Origin of the sequence: Streptomyces sp. NPDC087270, from assembly GCF_044744625.1 — a bacterium.
Taxonomy (GTDB): domain Bacteria; phylum Actinomycetota; class Actinomycetes; order Streptomycetales; family Streptomycetaceae; genus Actinacidiphila.
Genome location: NZ_JBIUYR010000010.1, coordinates 324,759 through 344,711, shown reverse-complemented (window position 1 = coordinate 344,711; position 19,953 = coordinate 324,759). Strand labels below are relative to the sequence as shown.

Below are 19,953 nucleotides of genomic sequence, written 5' to 3'. Positions count from 1 at the left end.
CCGCAAGGGGCAGACCCTGCGGACCCACAGCCCGCCAACAGAACACGACCGAGCACACGGTAAGGGGCACCCCCGAAAGGAGCGAGGTTCGTTCCACGGAAGACCCGCAAGTCACCCAGGGGCGCGGGGAACGGCGCGACAAGCCACCCACCGGGAGGTGGTCCCGAGACGGGCGGGACCGGGGCACCCGGGGGGTCGGGGGCGCCGTAACATCGGCGAATGGGGATCGGACTGGTCGCGGCGCTCGGCGCCGCGGTGTGTTTCGGCGCGGCAACGGCACTGCAAGCGATGGCCGCACGGGTCGCGGGAGAGGGCCGCGGCGCCGCGGGGCTGCTGGTGGCCGCGGCCCGCCAGACCCCGTACATCGCCGGCCTCGCCCTGGACTGCGCCGGCTTTGTACTGGAAGTGATCGCCCTGCGCGGCCTGCCGGTGTACACGGTGGGCGCCGCGCTGGCCGCGAGCCTCGCGGTGACCGCGGTCCTGGCGAGCCCGCTGCTCGGCACGCGGCTCGCCCGCGGCGAGTGGGCCGGGGTGGCCACGGTCTGCGGCGGGCTGGCCCTGCTCGCGCTGGCCTCGGGCGGCGAGGGCTCGGGCCACGGCGGCAGCACCCTGCGCTGGGCGATCCTGGCGACCGCACTCGCGGTACTGGCGCTGGGCGCGCTACCCGCCGGGAGGCTGCCGCAGCGGTTCCGGGCCGCGCTGCTCGGCCTGGGCGCGGGCTTCGGCTTCGGCGTGGTGGAGGTCGCGGTGCGGCTGCTCGACCCGGTCACGGCGCGGGCGCTGGTCACGAACCCGGCGTCGTACGCCCTGCTGGTCGGCGGCGGCGCCGCCTTCCTGCTGCTGACCTCGGCGCTGCACCAGGGCTCGGTCACCGCGGCCACCGCGGGGATGGTGCTGGGCGAGACGGTCGGCCCCGCACTGGTCGGGGTGCTCGCGCTGCACGACAGGACCCGGGCCGGCTGGGCCCCGGCGGCCGTCGCGGGGTTCGTGCTGGCGGTGGCCGGCGGGCTCGCGCTGGCCCGCTACGGGGAGGGCGGGGCGCCGGCGGAGGCCGCCGACGCCGAGCCGCAGGGCGTCAGGCTCGGGTCACGGGGCTGAGCCGGCAGGTCACGCCGATCCGGTTCCAGGCGTTCATCGTCACGCACAGGGCGATCAGCCGGGGCAGCTCGTCCTCGTCGAAGAGCGCGGCGGCACCGTCGTAGGCGGGGTCGGGGACACCGTGGGCGCCCAGTTCGGTGACGGCCTCGGCCAGCGCGAGGGCGGCGCGCTCGCGCGCGGTGAAGAACGGGGTCTCGCGCCACACCGTCAGCCCGGTGAGCTTCTGCTCGGTGACGCCCAGCCCGCGGGCGTCGGCGCTGTGCTTGTCGACGCAGTACGCGCAGCCGTTGAGCTGCGAGACACGCACCCGCACCAGCTCGCGCACGACCGGGTCGAGCCCGGCGGACGCGGCCTTGTCCAGCGCGAACATCGCCTGGTAGAAGTCCGGCGCCTTGTCGTTGAGGTCGATCCGGCGCGGCGGCGGGGCCACGGTGGCGTCACCGGCGGCGCCGGGGGCCGGGGCGGAGGAGGTCTGCTCGGAAGTGCTCATACCGCCAACGTAGCCGCGAAGTGGCTCCGTCCCGTGGTCCACTTGCCGTATGACTGCACGGGCCACTTCCGGGGAGCAGGGCCGCCGCGCCGCGCCTGGCCGCGCGGGCGGATACGACCTGCTGCTCGACCTCGCCGCCCAGCGCGATCAGGGGGCGGGGGCGCGGGCGGGGCTGGAGGCGGCGCTGCGCGAGGCGGTGCGGGACGGGCGGCTCGCGCCGGGCACGCGGCTGCCGTCGAGCCGGGCGCTCGCCCGTGACCTGGGCCTGGCGCGGAACACGGTGGCGGACGCGTACGGGCAGCTCGTCGCGGAGGGCTGGCTGACCGCGCGGCAGGGGTCGGGCACGGCGGTCGCGGCGCGCCAGGCCACGCCGCCGGTACGGGCCGGGGCCGCCCGGGCGCGCGCCGCCGAGGGGCCGCCGGGGATGGTGCCGGACGCGGTACGGCTGCCGTACTCGCTGTGGCCCGGCTCGCCGGACGTCTCCGCCTTCCCCCGGGCCGCCTGGGGCGCCGCCGCACGCCGGGCGCTGACCGCGGCGCCGAGCGAGGCGTTCGGGTACTCCGACCCGCGCGGGCGGCCCGAGCTGCGGGAGGCGCTCGCGGCGTATCTGGCCCGGGTGCGAGGCGTGCGGGCCGACCCCGAACTGCTGATGGTCTGCACCGGCTTCGTCCAGGCGGTCGGCCTGCTCGCCCGGGTGCTGCGCGCCCGCGGCGGGCGCCGTATCGCGGTGGAGGAGCTGGGCTTCCCCGACACCCGCGCGCTGCTGCGGGCCGCCGGGCTGGAGACCGTACCGCTGCCGCTGGACGGCGACGGCGCCCGGGTGGAACGCCTCGACGGCACCGTGGACGCGGTGCTGCTCACGCCCGCGCACCAGTTCCCCACCGGCGTCCCGCTGTCGCCCGCGCGCCGCACCGCGGTCGTCGACTGGGCTCGTGCCACCGGCGGCCTGGTCTTCGAGGACGACTACGACGGCGAGTTCCGCTACGACCGCCAGCCCGTCGGCGCCCTGCAGAGCCTGGCGCCCGAACACGTGGTGTACGCAGGCACCGCGAGCAAGAGCCTGGCGCCCGGGCTGCGGCTGGCGTGGATCACGGTGCCGCCGCACCTCATGGACGCGGTGGTCCGGGAGAAGCGGATGGCCGACCACCACTCGCCGGTGCTCGACCAGTTGACGCTCGCGGAGTTCATCGGGTCCGGTGCGCACGACCGGCACGTGCGGCGGATGCGGCTGCGCTACCGGGCCCGCCGGGACCGGCTGGTGGCCGCGCTCGGCGAGCGGGTGCCGTCGGTCCGGGTCTCCGGCATCGCCGCCGGACTGCACGCGGTCGTGGAACTCCCGCCGACGGCGGGCCCGTTGGAGCAGCTGACCGAGCGGGCCCGGCAACGCGGTCTCGCGCTGGGCGGGTTGGACCTGCTGGGTGCCCGTACCGCCGCCCGACCCGCGCTGGTGATCGGCTACGCCACCCCGCCCGAGCACGCGTTCGGCGGGGCGCTGGACCTGCTGTGCGGGGTGCTCGCGGAGTTCTGCGGCTGACCCGGACCAGCCCCCGGCGCCCCGACGCCCTTACGGCGCCGAGTCCTTGATGTTCGGGCTCAGTGCGTAGGCGTGGGTCGGCGAGGTGCTGCCGTAGGTGTGGTCGGAGGAGGTGGGCTGCCCGGCCGCGTTCAGGCCGATGACGTCGTCGAAGGTACTGACCTGCGCGCACTTGCTGAGCTTGGAGTTGGCGCCCTCGAGCGCTGCCTTGCTGTCGGAGGGCGTCGAGGCGGCCTTGCCGCCCGGGTACACCGTGCCGGTGGTCCAGTCGGTGCCGAGCAGCAGCACGATCCCGTTGCCGGTGCCCTGCTTGACCGCCTTCGACGGCAGCCCGAGCGCCTTGGCGACGGTCTGGGCCTGTGCCTGCTCGCCGGCCGGGTAGCTGAGCGACGTGGTCGTGGTGTCCGGGCCGTCACCGGAGCTGGTCTGCGGGCTGAAGCCCTTGCCGATCAGCTCCTGCGCGATCGCGCCGGCCCGGCCGGTGGCCCGCGAGCCGTTCTGCACCTGCACGGCGATGGTGCCGGGCGCCACCGTCGGCGTGGCCGCCGCCTTCGTCTTCGCGCCGCTGCCCGTGGTGAGCGACTGGTCGTCGATGATGGTACGGAACAGCGCGGGCGCGCTCGGCTTGCTGATCAGCGTCTCGTCGACGCCGTTCACCTTGGTGTCGTAGGTCTGCAGGGTGGCGTAGGTGATCCGGTTCTGCGGGACCTTGTTGAGGTCGTTCGCGAGGCCGATCAACTTGGTCGGCGTGTCCAGCGCGTTGTCCACGGTCAGTGCGGAGGTGGCGGCGTTGGCGAGCTTCCACAGCTTGGTCGGACTGCTCAGCGTGCCGTGGCTCTTGAGGGTGCCGACCAGCGAGTTGAGGTAGATGTGCTGCGCGACGGTGCGGCCGCGGCTGTCGCTGGAGTCGCCGAAGCCGTGCCGGGTACGCAGGAACTCCAGGGCCGCGTCGCCCTTGAGCACGTGGTTGCCCTTCTTCAACTTCAGGTGGCTGTAGGGGTCGTAGACGTTGTTGTCGACGCAGACGGGCACCCCGCCGACCGCGTTGGACATCTTCACCACCCCCTTGAAGTCGACCATCATGAAGTGGTCGATGGGTATCCCGGTGAGCTGGTGCACGGCGTCCACGCTGCATCCCGGGCCGCCGTTGAGCGCCGCGTTGATCTTCTGGTCGGTCTGCGGGCCCATGCTGGGGTGGCCCTTGTCGTGGCAGCCGCTCCAGCTGGCGACCAGGTCGCGGGGAACGCTCATCACGGTCGCGTTGGAACGGTCGGCGGATATGTGCACCACCATCTCCACGTCGGCCCGGGCGCCGCTGGAGTCGGCGGCGCCGCCGAGCTGCCTGTCGCCCGCGTCGGTGCGCTGGTCCGACCCGATCACCAGCAGGTTGATCGGGGTGCGGCCGAACGCGTCCGGCTTCTCCGTGCCGGCGCCGTTCTTGCCGTTGGCGGACAGGTCGTCGGACTTGATGTTGCCGGACAGCTTGAAATACGCGTAGGCGGCGGCGCCGCAGCCGAGCAGCAGCACGAACCCCATGGTCAGACCGACGATCTTCAGGGCCCGCCGGCCGCCCCGCTTCCGCTGGCTCCTGCGAGCCGCGGCACGCCCGCCGCCGGCCGGCCCCGGCGCACCCGCCCCGGGCGGCGTGCCATCCTCTGGCGCCCCGCCGGCCCCCGGCACGGCGCCGCTCCCCGGGCGCCCCGGGGCGTGCCTCCGCGAACCACTGGAGGACCTGGTCATACGCGTTTCCCCGCAACCTCGAACGGAACACACCTGGCAGGAACGCCAACAGAGACCCACCAAACCCGCGCCGGGTTGCAGTCCGCTCACGACTTCACAGCGTTCCTTCACCCCGTCTCCACATTCGGAGTGGTCATTTGGGGGCGATTCGCCTGTATCGCCCAGGCATTGTGACCAACCCGACAGCGCCACGGCGGTGCGGACGCGTACGGCCCCGCCGCTCAACAGATGAGTGGCGGGGCCGTACGGAACCGGCGTGCCGGGCGCCCGGACCGGAGGAGTGCCGGTCCGGCGGCCCCCGGTGGATCAGATCAGGCCGAGACCGCGGACCGCGTCGCGCTCCTCCGCCAGCTCCTGCACCGACGCGTCGATGCGCGGCCGGGAGAAGGCGTTGATGTCCAGGCCCTGGACGATCTCGTACGAGCCGTTCTTGGTAGTCACCGGGAAGGAGGAGATCAGGCCGGCCGGGACGCCGTAGGAACCGTCGGAGACGATGCCCATGGAGGTCCAGTCGCCGTCGGCGGTGCCGTTCACCCAGGTGTGCACGTGGTCCAGGGCGGCGGAGGCGGCCGAGGCGGCGGAGGAGGCGCCGCGGGCCTCGATGATGGCCGCGCCGCGCTTGGCGACGGTCGGGATGAAGGTGTCGGCGAGCCACTGCTCGTCGTTGATCACCTCGGCGGCGTTCTTGCCCGCGATCTCCGCGTGGAAGACGTCCGGGTACTGGGTCGCGGAGTGGTTGCCCCAGATGGTGACGCGCTTGATGTCCGCGACGGCCGCACCGGTCTTCTTCGCGAGCTGGCCGAGCGCGCGGTTGTGGTCCAGCCGGGTCATCGCGGTGAAGCGGTCGGCGGGTACGTCGGGGGCCGCGGACTTCGCGATCAGCGCGTTGGTGTTCGCCGGGTTGCCGACGACCAGGACCTTGATGTCGTTGGCCGCGTGGTCGTTGATGGCCTTGCCCTGCGGCTTGAAGATGCCGCCGTTGGCCTCCAGCAGGTCACCGCGCTCCATGCCCTTGGTGCGGGGGCGGGCACCGACCAGCAGGGCCACGTTGGCGCCGTCGAACGCGGCGTTCGGGTCGTCGAAGATGTCGATGCCGTGCAGCAGCGGGAAGGCGGCGTCGTCCAGCTCCATGGCAGTGCCCTCGGCCGCCTTGAGGCCCTGCGGGATCTCCAGCAGCCGGAGCTTCACCGGCACGTCCGCGCCGAGCAGGTGGCCCGAGGCGATACGGAAGAGGAGGGCGTAGCCGATCTGGCCGGCCGCTCCGGTGACGGTGACGTTGACGGGAGTGCGAGTCATTGCCTTCTCCTGGCCTTCTGCTTCGGGTGGTGCTGCGGGTGGTACTGGCGGGTACTCGGTCGCCCCGGCAGTGGCCCGAGCGGCCCCGAACGTGGATCTCTCGGCGTCAAGAGAGCCAGTCGCCAGGCTATCGCGCGCCGCGCGCGGAGATGACGCTGCCTCCTGTGGCCCGGGTCACCGACGGCGGTACGTGCGCCGTACGGGGCCGGGTCGTACGGCGCGGCGCCGTCAGCCGGATCGTCAGCCGACGCACACGCCGAGCAGGATCAGGCCGAGGCAGAACGGGGAGTGGGACGGGCTGGGGTCCGGGGTCGGGCCGGCGCTCGTGGGCGGGGCGGAGGGTGGGTCGGCGGAGCCGCCGCCCGTGGCGGTGCCGCCGCCCGCGCCGCCGTTCGCGCCCGCGGGCGGGGTCGTGGCGGGGGCGCCCTTGCCCGGGGTGCCGGTGGCGGAGGTTCCGGCCGAGCCCGCCGAACCGGCCGAGCCCCCCGATCCGTTCGGGCCCGCGCCGGACGCCGACGGTTCGCCGCCGCCGGTGAGGGGCTGGTCCACGGCCCCGGGGTTCTGGTCGCCCGTTCCCGCGGTGGCGGTGTCGCCCGGGCCCGGCGACCGCGGGGTGCCGCCGCTCCCGTGCCCATGGGCCGGTGCGGAGGCGCCGGGTGCGGCGGGCGCCGTCAGCGACGGGTCCGCCTGTCCCGCGGGGGCCCGGCCGGTGCTCGGTCCCGCCGTCAGCAGGACCGCGGTCAGCGCGCCCACCGCGAGCAGGGCGACCGTGGCCAGCAGCAGGAACTGCCGGCGGCGGCCCGGCAGCCCCTCCTCCGCGCCGAGCGGGTCCAGCGGGTCGGGGTGCGGCACCGCCTTGCCCCTGCCCCGGTCACCCGTACCGGTGCTCGCCTTCTCCGCCAGCCGCCACAGCTCGCCGACCCGGGCGTAGTCCGCTCCGCTCGCCTGGGCCAGCACCTCCACCGCGTCCAGCGGCGGCAACTGCCGTCCGGCCAGGACCCGTTCCCACGTCTCCACGGGTTGCGCGGTCCGCGCGGCCAACGCGGGCACCGTCAGGCCGCTGCGGTCCTTCATCCGGCGAAGCTGCGTGGCAAGCCGCCGCACGTCCATCGGAATACGGTGCGCCAACGGCTCCCACTGCCCCACGGCAACCCCTCGCCCTCACCCGACCCCGTTTCCCGGCCACGCTAGGACGACGTTCCCTCAACCGGACGACTTTCCCCCGACCCCCACCGTTTCGGCCCCCACCGTGCTAAGCGAGCGCCCCAAGGGCGCCCCTCCCCGGCTCCGCCACCCCGCGCTGTCAGCCTGCTCCCGCCCGCCGCCCGGCAACCCGCTGACCGCGCAGTCCCCCGCGCCCCTGGGTATGTGCGGCTCCCTCCGCGAAAGGAGCCACACCAAGTGAGGCGCGCTGTGCAGCGGTGGCGCGCCACAAACAAGGGGCGCGGGGAACTGCGCGACCAGCCCCTCACCGGGGGAAGATCCGGGGAACCCCCGCAAGGGGCAGACCCTGCGGACCCACAGCCCGCCAACAGAACACGACCGAGCACACGGTAAGGGGCACCCCCGAAAGGAGCGAGGTTCGTTCCGCGGAAGAGCCGCAGTCACCCAGGGGCGCGGGGAACGGCGCGACAAGCCACCCACCGGGGGATGGTCCCGGAACCGACAGGACCACCCACTTCGGGGGGACAGGGCCAAGCTCAGCGCACAGAGAAGTGAATGACGTCCTCCAGGAACGGAATCCGGATCAGGGGGTCCGGCTGGGCCATGAGCCCGAGCAGAACGATCGCCGCACCGAGAATCCCGTAGGTGATCACGTCAGTGAACCTGCTGCGGATCGCGAGCATCCCGACAGCGGTGAGCGCCCAGCGCAACACGGCACCGAGAAGCAGCGACGCCCCGATCAGGACCGTGCCGGCCCGAAACGCCCCGGCCGCGGTGACGATGAGCCCGATGATCGCCCCGGCGATGACCACGATGATCGGCCACTGCCGGGCAGGCGCGGGCGCGTCGCTGCCGGCCGCACGGCCCCCACCCTCGGGCCGGGCGATGCCACGCGTGGCCTCGGGCCGCCCGCCGGGCTCGCGCGGCACGGAACGCGCGGTGCCGTCGGGCACCTCCGCGGGAAGGCCCGCCGCCTCAGCCGACATGGCCCGCCGCCGTGCGCTCGGCCGCTTCCACGACGTTCTGGAGCAGGAGCGCGCGGGTCATCGGCCCGACCCCGCCCGGGTTCGGCGAGAGCCACGCGGCGACCTCGGCGGCACCCGGGTGGACGTCGCCGACGATCTTGCCGTTCTCGTCACGGCTGACGCCGACGTCGAGCACGGCCGCGCCCGGCTTGACGTCCTGCGGCTTGACGATGTGCGGCACGCCCGCCGCGGCCACGATGATGTCGGCCTGCCGCAACTGCGCCGACAGGTCCCGGGTCCCGGTGTGGCAGAGCGTCACCGTGGCGTTCTCGGACTTGCGGGTGAGCAGCAGCCCGATCGACCGCCCGACGGTGATGCCACGGCCGACCACGACCACATGCGCACCGTTGATCTCGACGTCGTGCCGCCGCAGCAGCTCCACGATGCCGTTGGGCGTGCAGGGCAGCGGCCCGGGAACGCCGAGCACCAGGCGGCCCAGGCTCATCGGGTGCAGCCCGTCCGCGTCCTTCTCCGGGTCCATCAGCTCCAGCACCCGGTTGGTGTCGATGCCCTTGGGCAGCGGCAGCTGCACGATGTAGCCGGTGCACTCGGGGTCGGCGTTGAGCTCGCGGACGACCGCCTCGATCTCCTCCTGCGTGGCGGTGTCCGGCAGTTCGCGCTGGATGGAGCCGATGCCCACCTGCGCGCAGTCGCGGTGCTTGCCCGCGACGTACCACTTGCTGCCCGGGTCGTCACCGACCAGCAGGGTGCCGAGACCGGGCTGGACACCGCGGTCCTTGAGCGCCTGGACGCGGACGGTCAACTCGGACTTGATCGCGGCGGCCGTGGCCTTGCCATCGAGAATCTGGGCGGTCATGGCTCCATACTCGCGGATCTGCCCGGCGGGCGACCAATCCGCCCGCGAACCGGACACCGGGCGGGCTCCGCAGGGCCTGCGGGCGCGGCGCGGAACGAGACCGGTCCGGCCAAACCGGGCAAGCCTGCCCCTTGCGCGCTCCCCCGCCCGGGCCCGACGATGTGCGCGCACGCCCGTCCCCTGCTGCCAAGGAATCCGCTCGTGAGCCAGCCCCCCGGTCCTGCCAACCCGTACGGTGACCCGCCTCCGCAGCCCTTCGGGCAACCGCCGTCGGCCGGCCAACCCTCGTACGGACCGGGTCCGTACCCCCAGGGCGGCCAGCCCTACGGTGCCGGTCCCGGCTACCAGGCAGGTCCGTACGGTTACCCGGCCCCGAGCAACCTCCCGCCCGGCATGCCGCCGCCGGCCAGTTGGGGCGCCCGCCTCGGCGCCATGCTGCTGGACGGGCTGATGTTCAACCTCATACCGAGCGGCCTGTTCTTCGCCGGCTACGGCCGGTTCGCGAGCAAGCTGGTCGACGCGTGGAACACCTGCGACGACCACGACATCCCGCGGTCGCAGTGCACCACCCCGAGCGTGCCCACCAGTTCGGCCATGCTCATGCTCGTCGGCGCGCTGCTGTCGCTCGCCGCGCTCCTCTTCCTCGCCTACCGCGAGGGCCGCACCGGGCAGACCCCCGGCAAGCGCATCGTCGGCATCCGGCTCCTGCGCGAGGCGGACGGCTCCGCACTCGGGTTCTGGCGCGCTTTCGGCCGCCGCATCCTCCACGCCCTCGACTCGCTCCCCTGCTGCCTCGGCTTCCTCTGGCCCCTCTGGGACGAGAAGCACCAGACCTGGGCGGACAAAATGGTCCACACCGTGGTTATCCGTGACAACGGTTGACCGGACCCCCCGGGTGCCCCCCTCCCGCCCGTCTCGGGACCACCCCCGGTGGGTGGCTTGTCGCGCCGTTCCCCGCGCCCCTGGGCAACTTGCGGCTCTTCCGCGGAACGAACCTCGCTCCTTTCGGGGGCGCCCCCTCCCGTGTGCTTGAGCCCGTTCCGTTGACGCGCTGAGCGTCCGCACAGTCTGCCCCTTGCGGGGGCTCCCCGGACCTTCCCCCGGTCATGGGCTGGTCGCGCAGTTCCCCGCGCCCCTTGTTTGTGGCGCGCCTCCGCTGCACAGCGCGCCTCACTTGGTGCGGCTCCTTTCGCGGAGGGAGCCGCACATACCCAGGGGCGCGGGGAACTGCGCGACCAGCCACAACGCACCGCAAGGTGAAGGCACGACCGCAAGGGGCACCGTCCTAGGGGCGCGGGGAACTGCGCGACAAGCCACAACGCACCGGCACTGTGAACGCGGCGGGCAACCACCCCGAAGGGGCGCGGGGAACGGCGCGACAAGCCACCCACCGGGGGGTGGTCCCGGGACGGGCGGGAGCGGGGCACCCGGGGGGTCAGGGGCACCGCCCCCGCGAGGTCAGTGGAAGAAGTGGCGGGTACCCGTGAAGTACATGGTGACCCCGGCCTTCTTCGCAGCCTCGACGACCGCCTCGTCACGGATGGACCCACCCGGCTGGGCCACCGCCTTGACGCCGGCGGCGGTCAGCACTTCAAGCCCGTCGGGGAACGGGAAGAACGCGTCGGAGGCGGCGTAGGAACCCGCGGCGCGCTCCACCCCGGCCCGCTCCACCGCCAGCTTCGCCGAGTCGACCCGGTTGACCTGCCCCATGCCGACCCCGACGGTCGCCCCGTCCTTCGCCAGAAGGATCGCGTTGGACTTGACCGCCCGGCAGGCCCGCCAGGCGAACGCGAGGTCGGCCAGTTCGGCGGCGGACAGCGGCTCACCGGTCGCGAGGGTCCAGGTGGACGGGTCGTCGCCGTCGGCCTGGAGCCGGTCCTTGGCCTGCACGAGGACGCCGCCCTCGATCGGGCGGTGCTCCGTGGTGGCGGCGGGCGCGTCGGCGCAGCGCAGCACGCGGATGTTCTTCTTGCGGGCCAGCACCTCGACGGCGCCGTCCTCGTAGGCGGGGGCGACGATCACCTCGGTGAAGATCTCCGCGACCTGCTCGGCCATCGCCACGGACACCGGACGGTTGACCGCGATGACCCCGCCGAACGCGGAGAGCGGGTCGCAGGCGTGCGCCTTGCGGTGCGCGTCGGCGACGTCGGCGCCGACCGCGATCCCGCACGGGTTGGCATGCTTGATGATCGCCACGCAGACGCCGTCGTGGTCGTAGGCGGCCCGGCGGGCGGCCTCGGTGTCGACGTAGTTGTTGTACGACATCTCCTTGCCGTGCAACTGCTCCGCGCCCGCCAGGCCGGTTCCGCTGCCGTCGGTGTAGATCGCCGCGCCCTGGTGCGGGTTCTCGCCGTAGCGAAGGGTGTTGAGGCGGGTGTACGTGGCGCCGGTGAAGGCGGGGAACTCGTCGTCGGCGCTGTAGCCGTCCAGGAACCAGGAGGCCACGGCCACGTCGTACGCGGCGGTGTGCTGGAACGCCTCGGCGGCCAGCCGCTTGCGGGCGGCGAGGTCGAAGCCGCCGTCGCCCACCGCGGCGAGCACGTCGGCGTAGCGGGCGGGGCTGGTGACGACCGCGACGGAGGGGTGGTTCTTGGCGGCGGCCCGGACCATGGAGGGGCCGCCGATGTCGATCTGCTCGACGCACTCGTCGGGGCTCGCGCCCGAGGCGACGGTCTCGCGGAACGGGTAGAGGTTCACCACGACCAGCTCGAACGGCTTGACGTCCAGCTCGTCGAGCTGCCTGCGGTGGTCCTCCAGCCGCAGGTCGGCGAGGATGCCGGCGTGCACCCGCGGGTGCAGGGTCTTCACCCGGCCGTCCAGGCACTCGGGGAAGCCGGTCAGCTCCTCGACCTTGGTGACGGGCACGCCGGCGGCGGCGATCCGCCCGGCGGTCGAGCCGGTCGACACCAGTTCGACGCCGGCCGCGTGCAGGCCGCGGGCCAGCTCCTCCAGACCGGTCTTGTCGTAGACGCTGATCAGCGCGCGGCGGATGGGCCGCTGCGTCCCGCTGTCCTGCGGGGTGTCCTGGGAGGTGGCGCTCATGCCGGAATCAAAACCTTTCGTCCCTCAATGCGGTAGCCGTCACGCGACAGGCGTCCCACCACGTCGACGAGCAGCCGTCGCTCGACTTCCTTGATGCGCTCGTGGAGCGCTTCCTCCGTGTCGTCCGGCCGGACCTCGACCACGCCCTGGGCGATGACCGGGCCGGTGTCGACGCCGTCGTCGACGAAGTGGACGGTGCACCCGGTGACCTTGGCGCCGTACGCGAGCGCGTCCCGCACGCCGTGGGCACCGGGGAAGCTGGGCAGCAGCGCCGGATGGGTGTTGACGAACCGGCCGCCGAACCTGGCCAGGAACGCCGGGCCGACGATCTTCATGAAGCCGGCCGAGACCACCAGGTCCGGGTCGTACGCCGCGGTGGCCTCGGCGAGCGCGGCGTCCCAGCCGGCCCGGTCGGCGTGGTCCCGCACCCGCACGGTGAACGTGGGCAGCCCGGCGCGCTCGGCCCGCTCAAGGCCCGCGATCCCCTCGCGGTCCGAACCGACCGCCACGATCCGCGCGCCGTACGCCGGTTGGGCGTCGATGGCGTCGAGCAGGGCCTGGAGGTTGGTGCCGGAACCGGAGACGAGGACGACGAGACGAGCAGGAGTGCGGGCGGCCACGGAGGGGGCCTCTCTCGGGCGTGCGGGAATCCCGCGAACGGGGACCCTGGCGGCTGTATTTCGGGCTGCTTGGATGTTTCTATGAGACCGGGGCCGCTCGAATTCGGGGAACCCTACGAGTGCGCCGACCGTCAGCAACGATACCGGCACTCCGGACGGCCCCCACGGGACGGGGGAGCCTGCGGGCGGTAGCGTCTGGGGGAGAACACGTACGCGACAGGAGTCGAGCCCAAGGGGATGGCGCATCACATCATGAGCAGCGGCCGCATTGAACTCGCGCTGCGCGCGCCCGAGGGCGATCGGCGGGACAACCCGTTCGCGCCCCCGCCCGAGGGTGCCCCGGACCGCCCGTGGCAGCCCAGGCAGCCCTCCGGCGACCCCGGGCATCAGGGTGGCGGGGCAGGTGGGTCCGGCGGCTCCGGGTCCGGCTCCGGGGGTTCGGGCGGCACCGGTTCCGGTGGCGGCTCGGGCGACCACGGCTCAGGTGACCACGGCTCGGGCGACCACGGGCAGCAGGGCGGGCCGGAGCACCCGCACGGCGCCCCGCAGGCGTGGGGCCACCAGTGGAGCAGCCGCCAGCCGCAGTCCGGCCGGCCGGACCCGTTCGCCCGCCGCCCCGGGGACCAGCAGGGACCGACCGGGCCGCAGGGCCAGGGCCCGCGCTTCGACCCGACCGACCCGGCCCAGCGCCGCTCGCGGTACGCCCTGATCTGCGGCGGCTGGGGGCTGATCTTCTCGCTGCTCGGCTGGACCCCGCTGGGTCTGCTGCTCGGCGCGCTCGCCCTCTACTGGGGCGTCAGCGCGCTGCGGATGTCCCCCGAGGACCGCGCCAAGGCCCGCGCCCAGGCCGCCTCCGCGCTCGCCGACGCCACCCAGTCCCCCCGCCCGGCGCCGCCCGCGCCCGGCCCGGACGCCCAGCGCTCCTTCCTCACGGCGGCCTGGACCGGCGTCATCACCAGCGCGCTCACCCTCGCGATCGTCGGCGCCACCTACGGCTTCCAGATCGCCTACCGCGACTACTACGACTGCAAGTCGGACGCGCTGACCGCTCCGGCCTCGCACGCCTGCCAGAAGCTCCTGCCCTCCCCGCTGCGCGGCCTGCCCGCCCTGCGGGACTGACCACCAGGGCCGGCGCCGTCCGGCCATCGCTCAGGGGTCGGGCCTAGAGCCCGTCGGGTTCGGGCTGCCCGGCGGGCGGGGGTTCGGCCGGCGGCGCCGGTGGGACCGAGGACTCGGCGGGTGCATCCGCGGACGGATCGGTGGCCGGCTCTGCGGGTGGGTCCGCGGCCGGCTGCTGCCCGGGGGGTTCCGCGGGCGACTTCACGGGCTCCTGCACGGACGGATTTGCGGCCGACTTCACGGGCTCCTGCACGGGCGGTTCGGCTCCGGAACGGGTGGACGGTTCCGCGGGCGGGTCGGCCGGACGGGGTGGGACCGGGGTCGGCGGGGCCGCGGGCGGGGCCGGGGGCGCGGGGGGCGCTGAGGGCGGCAGGTCGGGCAGCGGTGGCGGAAAGAGCGGCAACGGGGCCGGGTTGGGCCACGGCAGCGGGTCGGACTGCGTCGGGGCGAGGCCGGGCAGCGGCGGCGGGAAGGCGGTCGGCGCGGCCGGGGCCGGCTTCGGCACGAACGCGGGGGCGCCCTGCGCCGGCGGGCCCGGGGGCACCGGAGCCACCGCTTCGCTCGGGCCCTGCTCGCCGGTACCGCTCCCCGCCGACCTGCGCAGCCGCGCCCACGACACGTCGGGCATCCGCGGCCGGGTCACCCGTAGCTCACCGACCAACGACCGCCACGGGTGCGGCGGATGGGCCACGTGGTAGCGCAGCACCAGCGCGGCCGGCACCGCGATCACCAGCGTCCACCCGGCCGCCGCGGCCCCCGCCAGCCACCAGGCCGGCCCGAAGTCCGCGAGCCTGCGCAGGCCGAGCGCACCCCCCGACCACGCGGCGAGCACCGCGAACCCGGCGCCCAGCACGAGCGAGGCCCCGGCCGTGACGCGGACCGTACTCCACACCGGCCAGGCGTCGTTCCCGACGAACCACGCCACCGCGAGCGCGACCAGCGCCGGGACCGCGAGCGTGGTCCAGCCGACCCAGGACGTACCGCGGTCCGGCAGCGCGGCCAGCAGCGGGAAACCGGGCAGCAGCAGGTGTCCGGAGGCGCCGGCCGGGGCCACCGAGGTGCCCGTGCCGACCGCGAAGCCGACCCCGAGCGCGTACGACGCCGCCCACACCGCGAGGTTGGGCACCAGGCCGACGGCCAGCAGCAGCACCGAGACCCGCCCCACCAGCGGCGCGCTGAGCTGCTGGTACGTCTGGCCGACCGCTCCCATGTGCCAGACCAGCGCGGCCGCGCCGATCAGGGCGCCGCCGGCCACCAGCAGCGCGCCGGCCATGGCCGCGGCCCGTACCGCCGCGCCGACCTCCTCGGCGTAGGCCCGGTGCACCCGGTGGAGGCGGGCGCCGCGGAAGCGGTCCAGCGGCAGCCGTTCCGGCCCGGGCCGCCCGCAGCCCGCCCACGCCCCGCAGCCGGCCGCGGTGCCGGAGAAGAGCAGCACGTACAGGGCGGTGAGCGGATCGACGTGGACGGAACCGCCGGTGGCGTAGACGACGACGATCGCGGCGAGGGTGAGATAGCCGGCGAGCACCCACCCGGTCACCGCGGCGGCGGCGCGCAGCCGGGCCGAGCCGGTGAGCCGTCCGTCGGGGTCGTCGCCGGGCGAGCCGGGCGAGCCGCCGTGGGCAGCCGGGCCGCTCGCGCCGGCGTGACCGTCGGAGCCGTCTTCGTCGGTGGCTCTCTCCGGCCCGTCGGCGTCCTTGCCGTCGACCGCGGCGGCCACGGCCGAGGACGTGCCGCGGAAGACCAGCCACGCGGGCAGCACGCTGAGCAGCAGCGGCGCCAGGGCGACGGGCGCGGGGTCGCCGGAGAGCGTGTCGGTACGCACCAGGTCCGCGCCCTGCGCGAGCAGCCACAGGTCGGCGCCCACGTGCAGGGCGCCGCCGAGACTGGTGTCGGGGAAGGGCGAACCGATCCACAGCATCAGCACGGCGGCGGCGATCCCGCCGAGTCCCAGCCCGGCGGCGACCGCGCCCGCGGCCAGCGCGGACACGCGGAGCGCGGCCCAGCGCGGCGGCGGGGCGGATACGGAAGCGGTCAGCGGCTCGCTCGTCTGCGTCACGGCCACCCATGGTGACAGGAACACCCGTTTCGCCCCGGGAGAAGGCGAAAAGCCGACGTGTCGGCCATGATGTGCCCTATGTGTCATTTTTTCGGACCGTCATGTCAACGGATGGACGCCACCGGTGCGGCGGGGGCCCGGCGGAAGGCGGTCCGATGAGTTCGCGGCGCAAGTCCCGCAAACGGTCGGCCGCGGCCAGGTCCGCCCGGCCCCGCCCCTCGACCCGCCCGGCGGCGCCCGCGAGCACGGGTACGCCCGGGGGCGATGGTCAGGGCACGGCGCCCGCCGCGGACGACGGTCAGAGCACGGACAAGGCCGCCACCGCCGGGTCGGGCCCGGGGGCGGGCCGCGGCGGGCGCAAGGCCGGCCGGGAAGCCGACCGGAAGAAGGCGGCGGTCGCGGGCAACCGCACGTACGCGGGCGCGGACACCCGCGCACCCCGCGCGGCAGGCGGCCCCGCCAGGACCCCCGTGGGCGCGGGCGCGGCAGCTCGTACGGCCCCCCGGTCCGCGGCACTCGTGGCGGCCGCCGCTCCGACCGCCATCGGCGCCGCCACCCTGACGGCACCTCAAGTGCCGTTCGACGCCGAGGTGGTGACGGCACCCGCACCCGAACCAGCGCCCGAATCCGCGCCCGAATCCGTACCCGTGTCCGCACCGTACGTACCCGAAGCCGCGTCGCCCGCCCCCGCCCCGATCCCGGCACCGGACCTCGGCCTTCCCGCCGACGCCACCCCCGACGACGCCTTCGACGCCCTCTACCGGCATGCCGCCGGCGCCCTGTTGCGCCAGGTGGACCTGCTCACCGGTGACGCGTCCCAGGCGCGGAGGTCCGTGGCGTACGCGTACGACCTGGCCTGGCAGCGGTGGCCCGAGGTGGCGCGGGACAGCGACCCGGTGGGCTGGCTGCGCGCGGCCGCGTACGACCACGCGCTGGCGCCCTGGCAGCGGTGGGTGCCCGCGTGGGCGGGCGGGCACCGGACCCGGCCGCGTACCCCCGACGACCCGCTGGCGGCAGCCCTGCTCACGCTCCGCCCGACCCAGCGCAAGGCGCTCCTGCTCCACGACGGGCTCGGGCTCGATCTGCCGGCGGCGGCAGCGGAGGTGGAGGCCAGCGAGGAGGCGGCCGCGGCCCGGATCATCGCGGCCCGCGAGACGCTGACCGAGGCCGTACCGGACCTCGCGGAGGCGGTGCTGCCGGCGCGGCTCGGCGCACTGCTCGACGGCGGCGCCGTCCCGGACGCCGGTCCCGGCGGGGACTCGGGCTCGAACTCCGGTTCCGTCGCCGAGCCGCCGGACCTCCCCGACGGCGTGCGGGCCGCGAGCGAGCGCGGGGCGCGGCATCGTACCGTCGGCGCGTACGCCCTGACCGCGGCGATCGCGGCGGCCACCACGGTCGCGGTGATCCTCACCCCGGCGCACCAATCGGCGCACCGTGCACGGCAGTCGGGCCCGGGCGCGCACGCTCCCGCCCGGAGCGGCGACCGGACCGGCCCCGCACAGCACGGCGGGGGGGGGGGGGGGGGGGGGGGGGGGGGGGGGGGGGGGGGGGCGGGGGGGGGGCGGGGCCCCCCCCCCCCCCCCCCGGGCGCCCCGGCCCCCCCCCCCCCCCCCCCCCCCCCCCCCGCCGCCGTGAACCACTGAGCCGGGCCCGGTCCGGGCCCGGTGGCGGGTTCGGTCAGCCCGCCAGGATGGCCCGCGCCAGCCGCGCGGTCTCGGACGGCGTCTTGCCGACCTTGACGCCCGCGGCCTCCAGGGCCTCCTTCTTCGCCTGCGCGGTGCCGGAGGAGCCGGAGACGATGGCGCCGGCGTGGCCCATGGTCTTGCCCTCGGGCGCGGTGAAGCCCGCGACGTAGCCGACGACCGGCTTCGTCACGTTCTTCTCGATGTAGGCCGCGGCCCGCTCCTCGGCGTCGCCGCCGATCTCGCCGATCATCACGATCAGGTCGGTGTCGGGGTCGGCCTCGAACGCGGCGAGCGCGTCGATGTGCGTGGTGCCGATGATCGGGTCGCCGCCGATGCCGACCGCGGACGAGAAGCCGATGTCACGCAGCTCGTACATCATCTGGTAGGTCAGCGTGCCCGACTTGGAGACCAGGCCGATCCGGCCCGGCTTGGTGATGTCGCCGGGGATGATGCCCGCGTTCGACTGGCCGGGGGTGATCAGGCCGGGGCAGTTCGGGCCGATGATCCGGGTCTTGTTGCCCTTCGACTGGGCGAGCGCCCAGAACGCGGCGGTGTCGTGGACGGCGACGCCCTCGGTGATCACGACCGCGAGCGGGATCTCGGCCTCGATCGCCTCGACGACCGCGCTCTTGGTGAACTTCTCCGGTACGAAGATCACGGTGACGTCCGCGCCGGTGGCCTCCATGGCCTCCTTGACGGAGCCGAAGACCGGGACGTCGCCCTGCTCGAAGGTGACGGTGGTGCCGGCCTTGCGCGGGTTGACGCCGCCGACGATGTTGGTGCCGTCGCCCAGCATCAGGGTGGTGTGCTTCATGCCGGTGGCGCCGGTCATGCCCTGGACGATGACCTTGCTGTCCTTGGTCAGGAAGATAGCCATGGTGTCTTGAGTCCTCTTCCCTTACTTCGCAGCCAGCTCGGCGGCCTTGTCGGCCGCGCCGTCCATCGTGTCGACGCGCTGCACCAGCGGGTGGTTGGCGTCCGAGAGGATCTTGCGACCCAGCTCCGCGTTGTTGCCGTCCAGACGGACCACCAGCGGCTTGGTGACCTCCTCGCCCTTGGAGGCGAGCAGCGCCAGGGCCTGCACGATGCCGTTGGCGACCTCGTCGCAGGCGGTGATGCCGCCGAAGACGTTGACGAAGACGGACTTGACGTCCGGGTCGCCCAGGATGATCTCCAGGCCGTTCGCCATCACCTCGGCGGAGGCGCCGCCGCCGATGTCGAGGAAGTTGGCGGGCTTCACGCCGCCGTGCGCCTCACCGGCGTAGGCGACGACGTCCAGGGTGGACATGACCAGGCCCGCGCCGTTGCCGATGATGCCGACCTGGCCTTCGAGCTTGACGTAGTTCAGGCCCTTGGCCTTGGCGGCGGCCTCCAGCGGGTTGGCCGCGGCCTTGTCCTCCAGCGCCTCGTGCTCGGGCTGCCGGAAGGCGGCGTTCTCGTCGAGCGAGACCTTGCCGTCGAGCGCGACGATCTTGCCCTCGCCGGTCTTCACCAGCGGGTTGACCTCGACCAGCAGGGCGTCTTCCTTGACGAAGACGGTCCACAGCTGCTGGAGCACGTCCGCGACCTGGTCGGCGATCTCGGCCGGGAACTTCGCGGCGGCCACGATCTCGGCGGCCTTCTCCGGGGTCACGCCCTCCAGCGCGTCGACCGGGACCTTCGCGAGCGCGTCGGGGTTCTCCTCGGCGACGACCTCGATCTCGACGCCGCCCTCGACGGAGGCCATCGCGAGGAAGGTCCGGTTGGTGCGGTCCAGCAGGAAGGAGACGTAGTACTCCTCCTTGATGTCCGCGGTCTGGGCGAGCATGACCTTGTGGACCGTGTGGCCCTTGATGTCCATGCCGAGGATCGCGTCGGCCTTCGCCACCGCGTCGGCCGGGTCCGCGGCGAGCTTCACACCGCCGGCCTTGCCGCGGCCGCCCACCTTGACTTGTGCCTTGACGACCGCCCGGCCGCCCAGCCGCTCCGCCACCTCGCGCGCCGCCTCAGGCGTGTCGATGACTTCACCGGCCAGCACCGGTACACCGTGCTTGGCGAAGAGGTCCCTCGCCTGGTACTCGAACAGGTCCACGCGCGTCCGTCTCCCTTATGGTCTTCTGGATTCCTCGGGCGGAGGCCCGGAATTCAGCGTCTCGCAGGCGGCTGCCGCCGGAAGTACAGCGCCGCCTGATCGGCTGGGCGTGCCGCTACGGGCAAGGCGACTGTGCGCAGTCACAAGGGAAGCGCACACGGTGACCGAGTACGCGGCATGTCCGTCTTGCAGGTTA

At 74.3% G+C, this 19,953-nt stretch carries 15 protein-coding genes and 1 pseudogene; 4 read left to right on the top strand and 12 right to left on the bottom strand.

The window, feature by feature from the left end; genetic code table 11:
• Positions 1 to 219: 219 nt before the first annotated feature.
• Positions 220 to 1,098: a hypothetical protein gene (locus tag ACIPAE_RS22135; protein WP_366412356.1), complete on the top strand. Its 879-nt coding sequence runs from the start codon at positions 220 to 222 to the stop codon at positions 1,096 to 1,098.
• Here ACIPAE_RS22135 and ACIPAE_RS22130 read toward each other — a convergent pair.
• The gene (locus tag ACIPAE_RS22130; RefSeq protein WP_329365625.1) at positions 1,076 to 1,588 is read right to left on the bottom strand and encodes a carboxymuconolactone decarboxylase family protein; all 513 of its coding nucleotides are present in this window, start codon (positions 1,586 to 1,588) and stop codon (positions 1,076 to 1,078) included. The two genes, ACIPAE_RS22135 and ACIPAE_RS22130, sit on opposite strands and share 23 nt — an antisense overlap.
• 49 nt (positions 1,589 to 1,637) lie before the next feature.
• On the opposite strand from ACIPAE_RS22130, the gene ACIPAE_RS22125 reads away from it, so the two are divergent.
• Positions 1,638 to 3,122 carry a PLP-dependent aminotransferase family protein gene (locus ACIPAE_RS22125; protein WP_402447351.1) on the top strand — a complete coding sequence of 495 codons (1,485 nt, stop codon included), beginning with the start codon at positions 1,638 to 1,640 and terminating at the stop codon, positions 3,120 to 3,122.
• 30 nt (positions 3,123 to 3,152) lie between these two features.
• Here the strand turns inward: ACIPAE_RS22125 and ACIPAE_RS22120 are convergent, their stop codons facing one another.
• From ACIPAE_RS22120 to ACIPAE_RS22100, 5 genes and pseudogenes are all read right to left on the bottom strand, one after another.
• Positions 3,153 to 4,658: an LCP family protein gene (locus tag ACIPAE_RS22120; RefSeq protein WP_402447349.1), complete on the bottom strand. Its 1,506-nt coding sequence runs from the start codon at positions 4,656 to 4,658 to the stop codon at positions 3,153 to 3,155.
• A 510-nt stretch (positions 4,659 to 5,168) separates the two neighbouring features.
• Positions 5,169 to 6,158, bottom strand: coding sequence for a malate dehydrogenase (locus ACIPAE_RS22115; RefSeq protein ID WP_402447347.1), 990 nt, complete (start codon positions 6,156 to 6,158; stop codon positions 5,169 to 5,171).
• A 240-nt stretch (positions 6,159 to 6,398) separates the two neighbouring features.
• A complete protein-coding gene (locus tag ACIPAE_RS22110) occupies positions 6,399 to 7,268 on the bottom strand; it encodes a helix-turn-helix domain-containing protein (RefSeq protein ID WP_402447345.1) in 870 nt (289 codons plus the stop codon).
• Positions 7,269 to 7,858: 590 nt separating this feature from the next.
• Positions 7,859 to 8,275 (bottom strand): DUF3017 domain-containing protein, encoded by a 417-nt coding sequence (locus tag ACIPAE_RS22105; protein ID WP_329374014.1) that lies wholly within the window; start codon positions 8,273 to 8,275, stop codon positions 7,859 to 7,861.
• Between the two features lie 12 nt (positions 8,276 to 8,287).
• A pseudogene (locus ACIPAE_RS22100) lies at positions 8,288 to 9,164 on the bottom strand (bifunctional methylenetetrahydrofolate dehydrogenase/methenyltetrahydrofolate cyclohydrolase); the annotation flags it as partial.
• A 201-nt stretch (positions 9,165 to 9,365) separates the two neighbouring features.
• Between ACIPAE_RS22100 and ACIPAE_RS22095 the strand changes: the two are divergent.
• Complete coding sequence (locus ACIPAE_RS22095) at positions 9,366 to 10,046, top strand: RDD family protein (RefSeq protein ID WP_329365636.1); 681 nt, start codon at positions 9,366 to 9,368, stop codon at positions 10,044 to 10,046.
• A 576-nt stretch (positions 10,047 to 10,622) separates the two neighbouring features.
• Here ACIPAE_RS22095 and purH read toward each other — a convergent pair.
• Positions 10,623 to 12,206, bottom strand: a complete 1,584-nt coding sequence (purH, locus tag ACIPAE_RS22090; protein WP_402447343.1) for a bifunctional phosphoribosylaminoimidazolecarboxamide formyltransferase/IMP cyclohydrolase — start codon at positions 12,204 to 12,206, stop codon at positions 10,623 to 10,625.
• Positions 12,203 to 12,826, bottom strand: a complete 624-nt coding sequence (gene purN / locus ACIPAE_RS22085) for a phosphoribosylglycinamide formyltransferase (RefSeq protein ID WP_402447341.1) — start codon at positions 12,824 to 12,826, stop codon at positions 12,203 to 12,205. The genes purH and purN overlap by 4 nt, the downstream gene beginning before the upstream one ends.
• A 237-nt stretch (positions 12,827 to 13,063) precedes the next feature.
• Between purN and ACIPAE_RS22080 the strand changes: the two genes are divergently transcribed.
• A complete protein-coding gene (locus tag ACIPAE_RS22080) occupies positions 13,064 to 13,945 on the top strand; it encodes a hypothetical protein (protein ID WP_329365639.1) in 882 nt (293 codons plus the stop codon).
• Between the two features lie 43 nt (positions 13,946 to 13,988).
• On the opposite strand, the gene ACIPAE_RS22075 is transcribed toward ACIPAE_RS22080, so the two are convergent.
• From ACIPAE_RS22075 to sucC, 4 genes are all read right to left on the bottom strand, one after another.
• On the bottom strand, positions 13,989 to 16,001 hold the full coding sequence (locus ACIPAE_RS22075) for a DUF6350 family protein (RefSeq protein ID WP_402447339.1): 2,013 nt from the start codon (positions 15,999 to 16,001) through the stop codon (positions 13,989 to 13,991).
• 757 nt (positions 16,002 to 16,758) lie between these two features.
• A complete protein-coding gene (locus ACIPAE_RS22070; protein ID WP_402447337.1) occupies positions 16,759 to 17,412 on the bottom strand; it encodes a hypothetical protein in 654 nt (217 codons plus the stop codon).
• A gap of 266 nt (positions 17,413 to 17,678) precedes the next feature.
• Positions 17,679 to 18,563, bottom strand: a complete 885-nt coding sequence (sucD, locus tag ACIPAE_RS22065) for a succinate--CoA ligase subunit alpha (protein WP_329365645.1) — start codon at positions 18,561 to 18,563, stop codon at positions 17,679 to 17,681.
• Between the two features lie 21 nt (positions 18,564 to 18,584).
• Complete coding sequence (sucC, locus tag ACIPAE_RS22060) at positions 18,585 to 19,757, bottom strand: ADP-forming succinate--CoA ligase subunit beta (RefSeq protein ID WP_329365648.1); 1,173 nt, start codon at positions 19,755 to 19,757, stop codon at positions 18,585 to 18,587.
• Positions 19,758 to 19,953 lie beyond the last annotated feature (196 nt).

Coding starts and splice junctions, on each gene's coding strand:
- ACIPAE_RS22130 (WP_329365625.1), bottom strand. CDS start 1,588: ATGAGCACTTCCGAGCAGACCTCCTCCGCCCCGGCCCCCGGCGCCGCC.
- ACIPAE_RS22120 (WP_402447349.1), bottom strand. CDS start 4,658: ATGGGGTTCGTGCTGCTGCTCGGCTGCGGCGCCGCCGCCTACGCGTAT.
- ACIPAE_RS22125 (WP_402447351.1), top strand. CDS start 1,638: ATGACTGCACGGGCCACTTCCGGGGAGCAGGGCCGCCGCGCCGCGCCT.
- purH (WP_402447343.1), bottom strand. CDS start 12,206: ATGAGCGCCACCTCCCAGGACACCCCGCAGGACAGCGGGACGCAGCGG.
- ACIPAE_RS22135 (WP_366412356.1), top strand. CDS start 220: ATGGGGATCGGACTGGTCGCGGCGCTCGGCGCCGCGGTGTGTTTCGGC.
- ACIPAE_RS22080 (WP_329365639.1), top strand. CDS start 13,064: ATGGCGCATCACATCATGAGCAGCGGCCGCATTGAACTCGCGCTGCGC.
- ACIPAE_RS22110 (WP_402447345.1), bottom strand. CDS start 7,268: ATGGACGTGCGGCGGCTTGCCACGCAGCTTCGCCGGATGAAGGACCGC.
- ACIPAE_RS22115 (WP_402447347.1), bottom strand. CDS start 6,158: ATGACTCGCACTCCCGTCAACGTCACCGTCACCGGAGCGGCCGGCCAG.
- sucD (WP_329365645.1), bottom strand. CDS start 18,563: ATGGCTATCTTCCTGACCAAGGACAGCAAGGTCATCGTCCAGGGCATG.